The organism is Gluconobacter sp. P5H9_a (assembly GCF_018812085.1).
Lineage (GTDB): Bacteria > Pseudomonadota > Alphaproteobacteria > Acetobacterales > Acetobacteraceae > Gluconobacter.
In genome coordinates this window covers 31,943-48,676 of record NZ_JACRVW010000004.1, presented here as the reverse complement: position 1 = coordinate 48,676, position 16,734 = coordinate 31,943, and the positions used below count along the sequence as shown (strand labels likewise).

Genomic DNA, 16,734 nt, shown 5'->3' with positions numbered 1-16,734 from the left:
AGCCATTTACCAACGATAAGACAAAGTAACGAATACCGCTCGCCCAGGCGCCCAGGCACAAGCAACCGAACGCGTACACATTGCTACGTAATGGCGGTTTGCAATGTTGGTCCCATTGAACTGCATTCCAAAACGCCGGTAATCCAGATGAGCCTGCAAATCCCAGACAAGCTGGCTTGGAACCGTGAATGTTTCCGGCAATGCTCCTGCCGTATTACCCGTATAGCGTACACCTGCACCTAGTCCCGTAACCCAGTTTTTCGTCAGCCGAAAATCCCGCTTCAGGAACAGGGATGCCATATGCGACGGGACCGCAACCGGGCGCTGGTTTTTCTGGGCCGCAACGGTTGTCTTTGTAATCCGGGGATCCTGATAGGTGAAAGAAGCCAACATATCGATCCTGTATGGAAGACGTCCGACGCCTTCCGCCTCAAACCCACGCGTTCTCTGTTCGCCCGTCTGGATGTCATAGGTCGAATCAGCAGGGTCAGTTGTCAGAACATTGGTTTCGACCAGATTGAAGAAATCAGCCGTCAGCATGAAGTCTTCGCCCCAAGGCGTTCCGTGCGGCGGCTTATATTTCAGGCCAGCTTCGATCTGCTTTCCGCGCGTTGGCAGGAAAGGCGTATTCTCACGCGTCGTTCCGACCTGGGGCTGAAAAGATGTTGCATAGGAAACATAAGGCGCCAGGCCGATAGAGGACTTGTAGAGCAGCCCGACACGCCCCGTGAAAGCGTTGTTCTGTTGAGGGGTCTGTGTCCCCGTACGATTATCGACAGTGAGACTTTCCGTAAAATCCTCTCGTCCCGAGAGCGTCAGATAGAAATGATGCCACTCCGCCTGTTCCTGCGCGTAAATCCCAGTCTGCGTCTCGGTCTCGTTCGTATTGGTCGTAGTGCCATAGGTTGGCCAACTGATCGTGCGATAGACGGGGTGGTACAGATCCAGGGACGGAGCCGTTCTCTGTCCGCGGCGGCTGGCCAGAAAATCACTTCGGAAATCCACACCAGCCAGTAGCTCATGATGCACCGGACCCGTCTTGAGCTTCAGGTTGGAGCGCGTATCCAGCGTCACATTGTTGTAATTGGCGGACTGTAGCAACGCCCGTCGCGTCAGTGTGCGTTGATCGGAAGACAGGGCAACAGCCGTCACGAACCGATAGTCCAGATCCAGATGCGCGTATCGCATATTCTGGCTGATGGTCCAGTTCGGGGTCAGGCGCCGCGTGAAGCTGTAACCAATGGCGACCTGACGCTTCGAATACACATCATAATCAGCATCGCTACTCAGGAAATTACGCGCGATGTACCCGTAAGGACTGGCAAAAAGCGTTCCGACAGACGGGAGAAACTGAGCTGTTGACCCTGCATCTAGCTGTTCATAGCTCGCAAGAATCGTGAAATCTGTCTTGCTATCCGGGCGCCATCGCAGGGACGGCGCCACATAGACTTCGTTATTCTTGATATTCTTCGCGTAGGTGTCGGACTTACGCAAAAGACCATTGAAACGCCATAGAAGCGTCTTGCCGGAATCAATGGCTCCCCCGACATCCGCAGCGCCCTGAACGCGGCTGTAAGATCCAGCCTGAAACGCAACCTCGTTCTGTTGATTTTCACGGGGTCGTTTACTGACCGCATTGATGATGCCACCAAGCTGCCCGGAGCCATACAAGGCCGATGAAGCCCCACGCAGCACGTCCATTTCTTCAAGTCCCCACGGCTCTACGCTGAAGGACTGCGAGGACGCGGCATCGGGCGTACGTGTTCCATCAAGATAGATATCCGGGGAAAAACCCCGGATTGTCCCGAAATATCCGCGTGGGTCATCCTTGGAACCATAGTCAGAAACACCCGCAGCGTAGCGAACTGCCTCGGACACACTGCGTGAGTTCAGCATCGCCATGCGCGCCTGGGTAATGACCGTCAGGTTCTGAGGAACATCTTCAAGCGGCGTAGACGTTTTGGTTGCGGCATTTCCGCCAGCCGCAAGCAACCCGACATGGCTGCCCTTCACTTTCAGGTGCTCTTCCCGGGCGTGCTCAGCCGATTGTCCCTGCCGAACAGGCTCAGGCTGATGATGCTTTGAACGTTCCTTCTCCGGCTCCTGCGCGAACACCAGACCCGAAGGCAGCCCCAGCAACACTGTTGCACAGGGAATAAGACACGACCGTACCCGCATCGCAAAATCTCCGAAAAGCGAGCGGGGAGATAACACTAATGATAATTATTCTCAACAACTGAAAGCTGGAAATTCCGAAAAGCCTTCGAAATTTCCATCACTTTTTCAAATCATTACCTACGGTCGCACGCCTGTAACCAAACAAGCGTGCTCTTACGCCTCAATTCCCAACTGTCCCTGGAAGTAAAGCAACGGGGCTTCATCACGAACGGTGATGGACGTGGGCCTTGCCATGAACAGCGCGTGCGTACCGCCCTGAAACGTCTCCACCAATTCGCAGTGCATCTGCACCAGTGCGCCATCAATAAACGCCGTACCGTCTTCCGCTCGCACCACGACGTCTGATCCGAACTTATCTGCCGTGCGGCTGGCAAACAGCATGGCCACATCCTTGTGGCTGTTGTTCAGGATGCTCAGACCAAAACGCCCGGCTTCAGCAATGGCCTTGTAGGTCGAACTGCCACGATGCAGGCAGATCAGAAGCAGGAGCGGATCAAGGGAAACAGATGTCAGGGCGCTGATGGTCGCGCCCTGCTCACCTTCGGTGCCCTTGGCGGTCACAACTGCGACACCCGTTGCGAAATGGGACATCGCCCGGCGAAAGTCCTGCTCATTCAGTGTCGTCATGACCACTCTCCTGCCATCGTCGGAATTTTTGGTTCCGGCACCATTACAGGAGAACCTCGACTGTCACCAGAAGCGGCCCTTTCGCAAGACGATCTCTTTTTCAGAAGCGGGCAGTCATGGGGTGGGCGCCCATGCGGCCATCTTCACGATCAAGTTTTGCGATCGCCGCCATATCGTTCTCTGTCAGGGTAAAATCGAAGACATCCAGATTCTCCGCCAATCTCTTCAGGTTCGCCGATTTCGGTATCACGATAAGACCGCTCTGCAGATGCCAACGAATGATGACCTGAGCGGGCGTCCGCCCTACACTTCGAGCAATTTCCCCGATCGTGGCATTATCCAGCACCTGCCCTTTCCCAAGCGGACGCCATGATTCCGTGCGGATGTTGTGTTGCTCGTTAAAGGCCCGCAGCGCCTTCTGCTGGAAAAATGGATGAAGTTCGATCTGGTTGACAGCCGGCACAACGCCGGTTGCATCCATGATACGCGACAAATGTTCTGGCTCGAAATTGGACACGCCAATGGACTTGACCCGCCCCTCCTTTTGCAGCGTCACAAGGGCCTTCCATGTTTCCACGTACTGACCCTGTTCCGGCATTGGCCAGTGAATAAGATACATGTCCAGAACCGGACGACGCAGCAGACGGCAACTTTCCTCATAAGCACGCAGCGTATTGTCGTAGCCCTGCTCGTCATTCCAGACTTTCGTTGTCACGAACACATCGGGATAGTCCGCCAGACCTTCACCGACGCCATCTTCGTTCCGATAGAGGCGTGCCGTATCGACGGAGTGATATCCGAGCTTCACAGCCTCCCGTACAACCGTTGCTGTCTCTTCAGGAGGCGTCTTCCACACACCCAGCCCAAGCTGCGGAATAACGCGGCCATCGTTCAGCGTAATTCTTGTCTGGTTATCCAGATATGGCACCTCATCGTTCATCAGAAATTCCTTTTCAAATCTTGTTCTTACAGACCAAACGCCTGATCGGCCGCCTGAGTTCAGGCTGGCGCCACGAGCTGTGAAAGCTTGCGCGCCAGAGCTTCTGTGCTGAAAGGTTTCACCAGCAGAGCACATCCAGGTTCAAGCAGGCCTTCGTCCAAAATATTCTGCTCCGCATAGCCGGTAATGAACAGAATTTTCAGATCGGGAAATCTGTCTCGCATCCGCGCAGCAAGCTGCCGCCCGTTCATTCCCCCTGGCATACCGATATCCGTGATCATCACGCTGGGCTGAACGCCATTCGAAAAACGATCTGACAGTTCCAGAGCTGAAATGCCGTCTTCTGCTGTCAAAACCCGCGCACCCAGATCTCCAACGACATCACTGACAATAAGGCGGACCGCTTCCTCGTCATCCACAACCAGAACCAGCTTCCCAGACAGCCGAACAGACGCCGTTTTTGTCAGCAAATCACCTTTCGAAACATCTGCTACCAACAGGTCGGCTGGGCCGTCATAACGGGGCAGCCACAGACTGACTGATGTTCCTTCTCCGGGCCGGGACCTGATCTGCGCCTGCCCACCAGACTGACGGGCGAAACCATAGATCATGCTCAACCCCAGACCTGTCCCCCTCCCCAGAGGCTTAGTCGTGAAAAACGGATCAAACGCGCGCTGAAGCGTCTCTTCCGCCATGCCGCAGCCGTTATCCTCAACCTTCAAAAGCACGTAGTCACCAACAGACACACCCGCTTCATGACTGGCCACAGGGCCCAGAGAGGTATTGGCGCTCACAATCTGAATGGTTCCGCCGCTCTGCTGCATGGCATCCCGTGCGTTGATACAGAGATTGAGCACTGCGTTCTCAAGCTGGTTGGCATCCACCCGTGTCGTCCAGATACCCTGTTGCAGATCAAACTGGATCGACACCAACGGGCCGACACTCCCGCGCAAGAGCGTCTCCAGACCACACACCAGACCATTCACATCCGTAGGAACCGGATCTAGCGGCTGACGACGCGAGAACGCCAGCAAACGGTGTGTCAGGGATGCTGCACGCCGCACCGCGTCCTGTGACGCCGTGATATAACGGTCAAGACCAACAGTGCGTCCCTGCACCAGCCGGGTTTCAAGGAGTTCGAGACTTCCACCTATTCCGGCGAGAAGGTTGTTGAAGTCATGGGCAAGCCCACCCGTGAGCTGGCCCACGGCTTCCATCTTCTGGGACTGTCGTAACTGCTCTTCCAGATCATTGCGTTCAGTAATGTCGCGGCCAACACCGTAAATGGTGTCACCTTCATTATTGAAATTCCAGTTATACAGCCGCCATGTGCCGTTCCGGTGCTTCATCCGCACATCCAGTGCGACATCGGACCCAGGCGTACTGAGTCGAACCCGGTCAAACGCTTCACAGACCGCAGCCTGATCATCCGGATGACACAGGGCTTCAATCCTCAGCCCGATCAGTCCTTCCTGCGTATAGCCCAGCGCTCGCAACCAGGAGGGACTAACAGCCATGTAGTGACCACTTCGGCTGATGATAACGAACAGGTCCTTGGCGATGGTCCAGAGGCGGTCACGTTCCCGCGTTCGCTGGCGGATCCGCTCCTCCAGCATCACGTTCATCTCACGCAGTTCCTGCTGGGTCTTGGCCTGGCGCATGGCGGCATGGGTGCGGTCCGCCACAGCACGTGTGAAAACGATTTCTTCTTCCGTCCAGACATGCGGAACCGTGGAGTACACACACATCACGCCAACCAGCCTGCCAAACTTGAACAGGGGGACATGAAGAAGAGCGCAAATATTGAGATTTTTGAAGCGTTCGACATGCTTGAGGGTCAAGGCATCCAGACGCACATCCGAAATCGCGACAGTCCGCCCACGCGCCAGAAGCGGTCCGTAATCGCCATAATCGCGGAAGGCATGAAATCCACGAATGGATGTCTGATGCTGAACCTTGCTTCCTGATCCGAGCGTGACCGTGCGCATGGCGCCGATCAGAATACCTGTTCCCGCTTCGTCGACTGTCCCGTAAGCAGCACAGTTTGCGGAGAGCTCGCGACACAGGATCTGGGCGGCCACTCCTTCCATCTCATCAGCATTTTCTAGAGCGCGCAGCCGATCCCCAAGCTCCACCAAGGCTGCCTGACGCAGAGACTGTCTCTTGCTGTGATCAATATCGAGCACAATACCAGGAAAACGCAGCGGGCGTCTGTCTTCGGTCAGATCGCAGCGACCATTCCCTTCAAACCACCGCGTCCCCATCGGTGTGCGGACACGGAATTCGAAATCACATTGTCCGCCCGTATGCAGGGCATTCGTAATAGCGGCTGCAACACGCCCCTGATCTTCAGGCTCAATGGCGGCATAGAACGCAGTAGCTGGAACACCCTGCTCCAGTGCCTTTGCGTCGAGGCCCAGCGTTTCAGCCAGGCGGGCATCCCCGATCACGAGAGAGGAATTGTCATCCCACATCCATGTTCCGGCGATAGCACCTGCGTCCAGTGCAAGCTGAAGCCGAAGACTGGATTGATTGACTTCCGTCAGATCACGTCCGGTCGCCAGAAGACGCTGAACGTCTCCGTCTTCTCCGAAGATCGGCGTAACGGCGACATCCCAGAAGCGACGGTTTCCCCGCATGGTACTGGCATAGCCCTGAAAACGCCCGGCCTCTCCACTCAAGGCCGTCTTAACTGCTTGCATGGCCATGATACGAGCCTGACCTCGCCACAGATCAACCCAGGGAACACCGTGCAGGATAATCGGGCTGTCGAGCTCCATGGCCTCGATACCACCTGCGTTGATGAACCGGATGCACCCGTCCAGATCGAGGATATGAATGCAGTCCGGAGAGCTGGACAGAAGAAGATGGGTAAAGGCTTCACTGGACCTGAGCGCTTCAGCCACCATGGAAGCATTTGAAACATCCATGATCACACCGACGGAATACAGATCCTCGCGGTCGGGCTGATCATCATCCCGCCAACCTCGAATGAGCAGATGCCGCACCATTGTCGGCCCCTGCGCATGCGAAACCATAAGGCGGACACGGTATTCGAAGCTGCCCTCTTCCCTGAGTTCGTCTTCTGCAACGCTCTCATAAGCAGCGCGATCGTCCGGATGAAGGCAAGCATATGCGTCCTCCATCGGAAGCCCTTGCATCAAACGTTCTGGAGGAAGCCCCCAGATCTGCGCAAAACGTTCATCCCCAAACAGAATACGGCGCGTCAGGTTGCAACGGAAAAAACCCATTTCTGCGGCTTCAGCCATACGCTTGATACGGCGGTCCAGCCGATGAAGCTGACTGGCCAATCCAGAACCGTCTGCCATCGAAAATGATTGGGCAATATGGCGCGCACACAGTGCCTGAACATTCTCCAGCCCCGGCGTTTTACATCTGACACACAGCCAGACCTCAGGAGCGTTTTCATAAACCGGGAGGCAGCAAACACCCTCAGGATTTCCGCTTTCAAGCTCGGCGAGAAAACTGCTGTCTCCGCCAGAAGCTATCACCCATTCCCGATGACGATCCCGCAGGACCAGTGCAGCAGCCCCACCACCCAGACTGGCTGCCAGGGCCAGCAGAGGCTCCGAGAAGTCTTCAAGAGCTGTTCTGATCTGATGCACGATCGAAGGAAGAGCATTGCCACTGGCTTGCGCTACTTCTGAACCGGCCGTCATGCTGTCTCTCCCGGTCAAGCCGCTTTTCCGGGATGGACGAGGGCCGACCTCACACTAACAGATCTGCACAGGAACGCAGCCTCCTGCCTGTGTCCTTTTCCATAAAACCTTTGCGACCATCAAGACCGTACTGCGTTTCCTTCGCCATGTGCCATCTGCTGAAGAAGGAAACCCGCCATGCTTGGAATTGATCTGAGTGGTCGTACAGCCCTTGTTACAGGGTCCACTGGCGGGATCGGCCTCGCCATAGCACGCCGTCTTGCAGAAGCTGGCGCAACCGTCATCATCAACGGTCGCAAACAGGAAAGCGTCGACAAAGCGCTAGACGTTCTCCGGGAACGTATTCCTGGTGGTACCTTTCGCAGTGTGGTTGCGGATGTTGGAACGGCCGAAGGATGCGACACGCTTATAAATACTGAAAGCGCCGTTGATATCCTGATCAACAATGCCGGAATTTTTGGCCCCAATGACTTCTTCAAAACCACGGATGAAAGCTGGCAGAAGCTGTTCGAGGTTAATCTCTTTTCCGGTGTCAGGCTGACCCGCGCCTATATGCCCGGCATGAAAGAACGTAACTGGGGCCGTGTCCTTTTCATTGCATCGGAATCCGCCATCAACATCCCGGTTGAAATGATCGACTACGGTGTCAGCAAAACGGCCATGCTGGGCCTTGCCCGCGGTCTGGCCAAGGATATGGCGGGGACGAATGTCACGGTAAACTCCATCCTGCCAGGCCCGACCCTTTCCGAGGGTGTAGAAGACATGCTCAAGGCCCAGAACCCTGACAGCACTCAGCCTGTGGAAGAGCTTGCGGCGGATTTCGTCCGGAAGCACCGCCCAAGCAACATCCTTCAGCGCATGGCAACAGTGGACGAAGTCGCGAATATCGTTGTTTACACAGCATCGCCCCTCGCCTCTGCCACGACGGGCGCAGCTTTGCGGGTTGATGGTGGAACCGTCGATACGATCTAAAGACCCGAGTTGAGAATATAAAAAAAAGCCCCGGCGCCTTTCGACGTCGGGGCTTTTTTATGGGCCGTTAAAGGCTCAGCCGCGACGTGCAGCAGCCAGCTTCTGATCTGTGCGATACTGGCTCAACGCATACACGGACCAGATTGCAGCCGGAATCCAGCCGATGACAGTGACCTGAAGGAACAGGCAGATAATGCCTGCAAACGGGCGACCAATGGTGAAGAACTGAAGCCACGGCAGAAGCAGGGCAAGAATGAGACGCATAAGATAGTCCTTTCCTAAAACAGGGTCCGTCATTCTTCGTCAGGTCTGACATGGATGCAATGTTTCATCCGCCATGTCAGACCTCAGGCACACTCGCCAGCTTCACGACAAATCAGTTCCAGCAGCAGCAGAGACCGGCCAGTGACGGTGTATTCATGCTTCTGGTCAAAGACTTCTTTCTCAATCTCGCTACCAGCGTCTGGCTGGTTTGTGTCCAGCAGAAGCTTCCACCGGCCTTCTCCTGTCTCTGGCAGTATGAATGGAACGGCATCTTTCCATCCATTGAACACAAGCAGCACAGTCGCATCTGACCCGCGTCGCATGATGCCACTCCGTTGGCTGCGACCGTCGATCATCAGACCAAAACACTGATCGTGCCCCCAGTCTTCCGGCATCATCTGATTGCCATTAGCTGTCAGCCAGGTGAGTTCCTGAACATCCAGCTCTTTATTGTAAGCCTCCGTCAGAAAGCGCCCGCGCCGAAGAATGGGATACCGGCGCCTCAATCCCGTTAAGCGGCGAACGAAACTCTGAAGTTGGACGCCTTCTTTGCCGATCTCCCAGTTCAGCCATGAAATCTCACTGTCCTGACAATAGGCATTGTTGTTCCCCTGCTGCGTACGGCCAAATTCGTCACCAGCCAGAAGCATCGGCGTTCCCTGTGACAGAAGCAGTGTGGACAGCATGTTCCTGCATTGGCGCCAGCGGATGGCGTTAATATCCGGGTCTTCTGTCGGTCCTTCCACGCCATAATTGAAGGATCGGTTATCGGGGGAGCCATCCTTGCCCTCTTCCCCGTTCGCATCGTTATGGCGCTCGTTGTAAGAAACGCAGTCCATGAGCGTGAACCCGTCATGAGCCGTGACAAAATTCACACTGGCCCATGTCTGCCGACCACTGTGGTTGAAACGGTCCGGGCTCGCCAGAAGCCTGGGCGCCAGCGCGCCTGACTTGGCTTCGCCACGCCAGAAATCACGAGCGGTATCCCGGAACGTGTCATTCCACTCCGCCCAGCCCGGCGGAAAATTCCCAACCTGATAACCACCCGGACCAACGTCCCAAGGTTCGGCAATCAGTTTCACATGCGACAGCACCGGATCCTGACGGCAGACACGCAGAAACGTTGCATCATTGTGGAAACCATCTTCCTCACGCGCAAGAATTGTTCCGAGATCGAACCGGAAACCATCAACGCCCATTTCCTTGACCCAGTATCTCAAACTGTCCGCAACAAAGCGGATGCAGTTCAGATGCGTCAGGCTGAATGTGTTCCCGGTCCCTGTTTCATTTATGTAATGTCTTTTGCTATCTGGCATGAGCCGGTAATAGGAAACATTATCCAAGCCCCGGAATGACAGCGTCGGGCCAAGTTCATTGCCCTCCGCTGTATGATTATAAACAACGTCGAGAATAACTTCGAGGCCCGCCTCATGACAGGCACGCACCAAAGCCCGGAATTCCTGAGCCGCATTATCAGGCTCTGCAGCGTAATGGCTTTCGGGGGCAAAAAAGCCGATCGTATTATAGCCCCAGTAATTCCTAAGACCTTTATCTGCCAGAAATTTGCTACTGACAAAGCTCTGAACAGGCAGGAATTCCACCGCCGTCACACCCATATCCCGAATACTTTTCAAAAGTTTCGGGTCTGACAGTCCGGCATAGGTTCCACGCAGTTTCTCAGGCACTGCACCATTCAGCCGCGTATATCCTTTCACATGCATTTCGTAGATGACCGTATCCGTCCAGGGTGTGTCAGGATGGTCAAAATGCTGAGGTGTCGGATCTATGATGATCGCTTTTGGTACGAATGATGCACTGTCTGCCGTACTGTAACTCAGGTCCTTGTCAGGATGGTCCAGCTCATATCCAAACAGGGAAGGATCCCATGTCAGATCGCCATGAAATGCCCTGGCGTACGGATCCATCAGCAATTTGTTGGGATTGAACCGATGTCCTTCATCCGGCTCATAAGGCCCATGAACACGGTAACCATATAACTGCCCCGGCTTCAGATCCGGGATCCATCCATGAAAAACATGATCGGTATATTCGGGCAGACGGATCCGGTCTGTTTCACGTGTTCCGTCTTCATCAAAAAGGCAGACTTCAACAGCTTTGGCGTGGGCAGAAAAAACGGCGAAATTGACCCCGGAATCGTCATACGTAGCTCCGAGATTATTGGGGTTTCCTTCCTGTAATCCCTTCTGACGCGAACTGCTCATCTTGATTGTTCCAGCAAAAACGCAAGCCAGCTTTCCTGCCCCGTGGCAGAGCCGTGCAGCTTTCAAGGCGGTAACGCTGGAGCGGGGCCTGACATGGCTGTAAATTATTTGTGAAGGCGGTTCCAACACCATCCATCAGACGTTGTGCCCTCGACAAAGCCAAAAAATATCCAACTCCGCATGATAGCGAGAAGGGTGTGTGTGTGATGACAACGAATACGCCCGTATCAGCCCTCAGAGAACTGCAACTCCTGTCTGTGGCTGCGGAGATCTATCCGCTGATCAAGACCGGAGGGCTGGGAGATGTTGTTGGCTCACTGCCGGCCGCACTTGAACCTCATAGAATCTGCACGCGCACCCTCGTTCCCGGCTACCCAGCCGTTCTGCACGCACTCTGCAATCGCAAAGAAACGATCCGGATTGATAATGTTCTTGGATATACCGTCACGATCTGGGAAGGCCGGACCGATGGAAACACGCTCTATGTCGTAGACGTCCCAGAACTCTATAACCGCCCCGGCAATCCATATCTTGCTCCAGATGGCCAGCCCTGGAGCGATAATGGCATCCGTTACGCAGTCCTCTGCCGAGCGGCTGCCCTGATTGCCTCCGGAACACTCCCGAACTGGAAGCCCGACGCAGTTCTGAGCCACGACTGGCACGCTGGGCTGGTCGCCGCCTATCTGCGCTATATGGACGGCCCGACACCGCCGGTCGCCCATGTCGTGCATAACCTTGCGTTTCAAGGGCTCTTTCCCCGCGAAATGCTGCATACATTCGGTTTGCCAGACTGGTCTTTTACCTTCGACCAACTGGAATATTACGGCCAGATCAGCTTCATGAAGGCTGCGCTCCAGCTTTCAGATCGGCTGATCAGTGTGTCACCAACCTATGCAGAAGAAATTCAGACTCCTGAGGAAGGAATGGGGCTGGATACCGTCCTGCGGGCACGTTCCAACGCCCTGACCGGCATTCTGAATGGCGTGGATCTTCGGGAATGGAACCCCATGACCGATCCCTCCGTCTTCTTTCCTTATGCGGTTGGAGACATCATCGCGCGCCGTGCGAACAAGCGTGTCTTTCAGGCTGAATTTGGCCTTCCCCAGAAATCGGATGCTTTGCTTCTCGGGATGGTCAGTCGTCTGACAACACAGAAAGGGGCTGACCTTCTCGCAAAGCTGGCCCCTCGCCTTTTTCAGGAGAATATCCAACTCGCTGTTGTCGGTGTGGGTGATGAAGGCATCATGCAGGAGTTTGCGGCCCTACGAAGCCGGTATCCGCAAAATTTCGTCTGCCATCTGCGGTACAGCGAAACACTCGGCCACAGACTACACTCTGCGGTCGATGCATCCTTAATCCCCTCGCGCTTTGAACCCTGCGGCCTGACGCAGTTTCATGCGCTGCGATACGGATCAATCCCAATTGCAGCCCGTGTGGGCGGGCTGAGCGACACCATTATTGATGCCAATTCAGCCGCCGTGTCAGAGGGCGTTGCAAACGGAATCCTGTTTTCCCCCACAACGGAAGACATGCTGTATCTGGCAATCCGCCGTGCGCAGGCATTGTTTCGTCAAAAAGCAGTCTGGGCACGGATGCAGCGGAATGGGGCCCTGCACGATGTGTCGTGGAATGGCAAAGCCGCGCAATACGCCCGCCTGCTGCAGGATATGACCGGCCATGAAACAGTTATGACAGAGCCGGGCAGTGATATCGCCCCACGCCGGGCCGATCCGGCATCGGCACGTCCACGGCTGTCACGGCAGGTTGCACGGATGCCGCGCACCGCGGGCGACACAGCCACGTCTTCACTTGTTCCATTCACGTCCCGTACGGGCACCCGATCCTGAAGGTTTTCCGCATAATGGCTCGTCCGGTCGATCCCGTTCTTCAATCCATGACAGACGCACTTATGGCCGGGCAGTGCAGTGACCCGTTTGCTCTGCTCGGCCGCCACCGGGATCATCGCCAGGATATTGTGAGAGTCTTTTACCCCGATGCTGTGGAAGTCCATCTCATGGTGGAACAGGTATCAGGGCACGTCCTGGAAAAGACCATGCGTCGGATCGATGATCGCGGCCTGTATTCCGCCACGCTCCCCCGCTCCGCCCGCTATCACCTGCGCATCCGCTGGGCCGATGCCTGGCAGGACACCCATGACCCATACAGCTTCGGCCTTCTTCTGGGCGACATGGATTTGTATCTTTTTTCAGAAGGGAAGCATCAGCAGATCGACCAGATGATGGGCGCCATCCCCATGACCGTTGACGGTGTGAGCGGCGTCCGCTTCGCAGTGTGGGCGCCAAATGCCAAGCGTGTCTCAGTCGTGGGAGATTTCAATATCTGGGATGGCCGCCGACACTGCATGCGCCTGCGTCATGGCTCTGGCGTGTGGGAGTTGTTCATTCCCAGCGTACACGCTGGAGAGCGTTACAAATACGAAATAGTCTCTCAGGATGGACGCGTCCTTCCCGCCAAGGCTGACCCCTATGCAAAAGCGACGGAACTTCCGCCTGCCAATGCCTCTGTTATTGCAGCACCAGATGACTTCGTCTGGCACGACGCAGACTGGATGAGCACGCGCGCGGCCAGACATGCCAGTCAGGCTCCCATTTCAATTTACGAAATTCATGCCCCCTCATGGCGGCATCCCCAGCATGGCAATGACATCATGACATGGGAGGAACTTGGAGATGCGCTCATTCCGTATCTTCAGGATCTGGGATTCACTCATTTGGAGCTCCTCCCGATCGCGGAATATCCCTATTCCGGCTCATGGGGTTATCAGCCGCTCAGCCTGTATGCGCCTACAGTGCGCCATGGTTCACGTGCTCAATTTGCCAACTTCGTTAATCGTTGCCACCAGGCTGGTCTCGGCGTCATCATCGACTGGGTCCCGGCCCACTTCCCAGCGGATCAGCACGGGCTGAGTCAGTTCGATGGTACCCATCTGTACGAACATGCAGACCCGCAGGAAGGCTATCATCAGGACTGGCACACCCTGATTTATAATTACGGGCGCAACGAAGTCTGTGGTTTTTTGGCTGGCAGCGCCCTGCACTGGCTGGAACAGTTCCACGTCGACGGCCTACGCGTCGATGCTGTCGCGTCCATGCTGTATCGGGATTACAGCCGCAAAGAAGGCGAATGGCGCCCCAATATTCATGGAGGGCGCGAAAATCTGGAAGCGGTCAATTTCTTGCGCCATCTTTCAGAAACTCTGGAAGACCTCCACCCCGACACAATGCTGATCGCGGAAGAATCGACGTCCTGGCCAGGCGTGACAGCTCCCGCCAGAACAGGTGGCCTGGGCTTTACCTACAAATGGAATATGGGCTGGATGCATGACACGCTGCGCTACATGGAGCTTGATCCTCTCTGGCGCAGTTACCATGCGAACGACTTCACCTTCGGTATGGTCTATGCCTATTCGGAACGTTTCATCCTCCCCCTCTCCCATGATGAAGTTGTTCACGGCAAAGGATCTCTCCTGACCAAAATGCCGGGAGATGAGTGGCAGAAACATGCCAATCTGCGCGTTCTCTATGCCTTAATGTGGGCCTATCCGGGCCGAAAACTTCTCTTCATGGGCGGAGAGCTGGCTCAACCACACGAATGGAATCATGAAGGTGAGTTGGCATGGTATCGGCTGTGGGACGGGTATGGCCGCGGCATGCATGACACGGTTCGTTCCATCAACACGCTGTATCGCTCTCACCCTGCCCTTCATGCTTCCGATGATGAGCATGAAGGGTTTCAGTGGCTCGTTGCCGATGATATCGCCAACACCGTTTTTGCCTGGCTCCGACAGTCTCCAGATGCACGCCCTGTTCTTGTTGTGGGCAACATGACGCCTGTTCCGCGCATGAACTACCGCATCGGCGTTCCATGGCGCGGTGAATGGCGAGAGCTCCTCAATACAGACGCAGCCCATCTGGGTGGAAGTAATCTCGGCAATCATGGGCAGGTGTATGCCGAGGATATTCCCGCCCACGGCATGCCACACTCTGTCGAACTGATCCTCCCCCCCCTTGCCGTGCTTTATCTTTCTCCAGCTCCCTGAGACAAAGGACGCAGCGCATGTCTTCCTTCAGGTTTAAAAACCGCCTGGGTGCAGAACTCATCGCTCCCGATCGGACACGGTTCACGCTCTGGGCTCCCTCCTGTGAGAGAGTTTTCGTGGAGGTGGAGGACCTTCCGCCCATCGCCATGAGGCGACACGCAGATGGAACATTCGTCGCCGAAGCACCTTGCGGTGCCGGGGCACGATACCTCTATCGCGTCCGTGACAACGTCACGGTTCCTGACCCGGCCAGCCGCTTTCAGCCTGATGGCGTCCATGGGCGAAGCGAAATTCTTGACCCCGATTTTTATGATTGGAGAACGCCCGACTGGAAGGGGCGCCCGTGGGAAGAAACAATCATTTACGAGACGCATCTGGGTCTCGAAGGCAATTATGAAGGCATGAAAGCCCGCCTTCAGGAACTGGCGGATCTGGGCATCACAACGGTTCAGTTCATGCCGGTCAACAGTTTCAGTGGTCACTGGAACTGGGGATATGATGGCGTTCTGGTTTATGCCCCAACGCCAGCTTATGGACGGCCAGAAGCCCTGAAGGACCTGATCGACCATGCTCATTCACTGGGGCTGATGGTCTTTTTGGATGTTGTCTACAATCACTTCGGGCCAGATGGGAATTACCTGCTGGAATATGCCAAGGGCTTTTTCGACCCGCGCTACGACACGCCCTGGGGTGATGGTATCGACTTCCATAACCCGATCGTAGCGGATTTCTTTATCGACAATGCGCTTTACTGGCTGATGGAATATCGCTTCGACGGCCTCCGCATTGATGCAGCGTGGGCCATTACGGATCGTCAATGGTTTTACAAACTTCAAAGCCGCATTCACAAGACTGTCGAAAAGGACCGCCATGTTCATTTAATTCTTGAAAATGAGAACAATGACGCAGGCCTTCTTCGCGACGGCTATTCCGGACAGTGGAGCGAAGACTGGCACCACACATTGACCGTCATGCTCAGCGGAGAGGACAAGGGGTTTTTCCTGCCGTTTCATCACGAAACAACCGGCTTGCTTAAACGTGTCCTGACAGAGGGGCTTGCGTGGCAGGGCGAATATTTTCCGCCGCGTCGGAAACCGCGTGGCAGTCCGAGCAGCGATTTGCCCCCAACAAAATTCGTGACGTTTTTACAGAACCACGATCAGATCGGTAATCGCCCTCTGGGAGAAAGATTAATCACCCTTTCTGATCCGAACGCCTTTAAAGCCGCCTATGCGCTGCTTCTTCTTTGCCCAATGACGCCAATGCTGTTCTTTGGGGAAGAGTGGGGCTCAAAAACGCCGTTCTATTTCTTTTCAGATTTTCACGGCGCTATTGGCGAGAAGGTCCGTCGTGGGCGCGAAGAACAGTTTGCCGAATACTGCAACCTGACGGACCCGGACATTCTTGCGACACTGCCGAGCCCCACTGACCCAAAAACATTTCGAATTTCTCGCCCGGACCGAGCCGAACGGGACACACCGGAAGGTCAGGCATGGCTTGCCAGAACAAAAGAGCTTTTAGCCCTGCGCCATTCCAAAATTACGCCTCATCTGAAAGGAGCTTACAGCGCGGGAGCTGATATTCTAGGAGAAAAGGCTGTGGTTGCGTACTGGACTCTTGGAGACGGCAGCCTGTTGACCCTCGCCGTTAATCTGGGGCCAGACACGGTGTCAGTCCCCGAGCCAGAACACATCTTTTACGAAACCAGCCCTAAACGAGCATCCCAGACACTTCCGCCCGGAACGCTCGTTGCAGCACTTGGCCGCGCCTTTTAACAAAGGCGACCTACAA

10 protein-coding genes are annotated in these 16,734 nt (G+C 55.3%); 4 read left to right on the top strand and 6 right to left on the bottom strand.

All coding sequences use genetic code 11. From position 1 onward, the window contains the following. Window positions 1–6 precede the first annotated feature (6 nt). The 4 genes from KP708_RS05720 to KP708_RS05705 all read right to left on the bottom strand — a co-directional run bounded on the left by KP708_RS05720 (window position 7) and on the right by KP708_RS05705 (window position 7,425). A complete protein-coding gene (locus KP708_RS05720; protein ID WP_215749340.1) occupies window positions 7–2,178 on the bottom strand; it encodes a TonB-dependent siderophore receptor in 2,172 nt (723 codons plus the stop codon). Window positions 2,179–2,331: 153 nt separating this feature from the next. Then, a complete protein-coding gene (locus KP708_RS05715) occupies window positions 2,332–2,805 on the bottom strand; it encodes a flavin reductase family protein (protein WP_215749342.1) in 474 nt (157 codons plus the stop codon). Between the two features lie 100 nt (window positions 2,806–2,905). After that, window positions 2,906–3,745, bottom strand: coding sequence for an aldo/keto reductase (locus KP708_RS05710; protein WP_215749344.1), 840 nt, complete (start codon window positions 3,743–3,745; stop codon window positions 2,906–2,908). 59 nt (window positions 3,746–3,804) lie between these two features. Further along, a complete protein-coding gene (locus tag KP708_RS05705) occupies window positions 3,805–7,425 on the bottom strand; it encodes a PAS domain-containing protein (protein WP_215749346.1) in 3,621 nt (1,206 codons plus the stop codon). Between the two features lie 177 nt (window positions 7,426–7,602). Between KP708_RS05705 and KP708_RS05700 the strand changes: the two genes are divergently transcribed. Continuing rightward, entirely contained in the window at window positions 7,603–8,397 is a 795-nt protein-coding gene (locus tag KP708_RS05700; RefSeq protein ID WP_215749348.1) for an SDR family NAD(P)-dependent oxidoreductase, read from the top strand. 75 nt (window positions 8,398–8,472) lie between these two features. Here KP708_RS05700 and KP708_RS05695 read toward each other — a convergent pair whose 3' ends face one another. After that, window positions 8,473–8,661, bottom strand: a complete 189-nt coding sequence (locus KP708_RS05695; RefSeq protein ID WP_086634214.1) for a YqaE/Pmp3 family membrane protein — start codon at window positions 8,659–8,661, stop codon at window positions 8,473–8,475. Between the two features lie 83 nt (window positions 8,662–8,744). Continuing rightward, the gene (glgX, locus tag KP708_RS05690; RefSeq protein ID WP_215749350.1) at window positions 8,745–10,883 is read right to left on the bottom strand and encodes a glycogen debranching protein GlgX; all 2,139 of its coding nucleotides are present in this window, start codon (window positions 10,881–10,883) and stop codon (window positions 8,745–8,747) included. A gap of 206 nt (window positions 10,884–11,089) precedes the next feature. Here glgX and glgA point away from each other — a divergent pair, with 206 nt between their 5' ends. The 3 genes from glgA to treZ are packed head-to-tail and all read left to right on the top strand — an operon-like array spanning window position 11,090 to window position 16,718. Beyond that, window positions 11,090–12,730, top strand: a complete 1,641-nt coding sequence (gene glgA / locus KP708_RS05685) for a glycogen synthase GlgA (protein WP_215749352.1) — start codon at window positions 11,090–11,092, stop codon at window positions 12,728–12,730. A gap of 14 nt (window positions 12,731–12,744) precedes the next feature. Next, window positions 12,745–14,943, top strand: a complete 2,199-nt coding sequence (gene glgB / locus KP708_RS05680; protein ID WP_215749354.1) for a 1,4-alpha-glucan branching protein GlgB — start codon at window positions 12,745–12,747, stop codon at window positions 14,941–14,943. A gap of 17 nt (window positions 14,944–14,960) precedes the next feature. After that, window positions 14,961–16,718: a malto-oligosyltrehalose trehalohydrolase gene (gene treZ, locus KP708_RS05675; RefSeq protein ID WP_215749356.1), complete on the top strand. Its 1,758-nt coding sequence runs from the start codon at window positions 14,961–14,963 to the stop codon at window positions 16,716–16,718. Window positions 16,719–16,734: the final 16 nt, after the last annotated feature.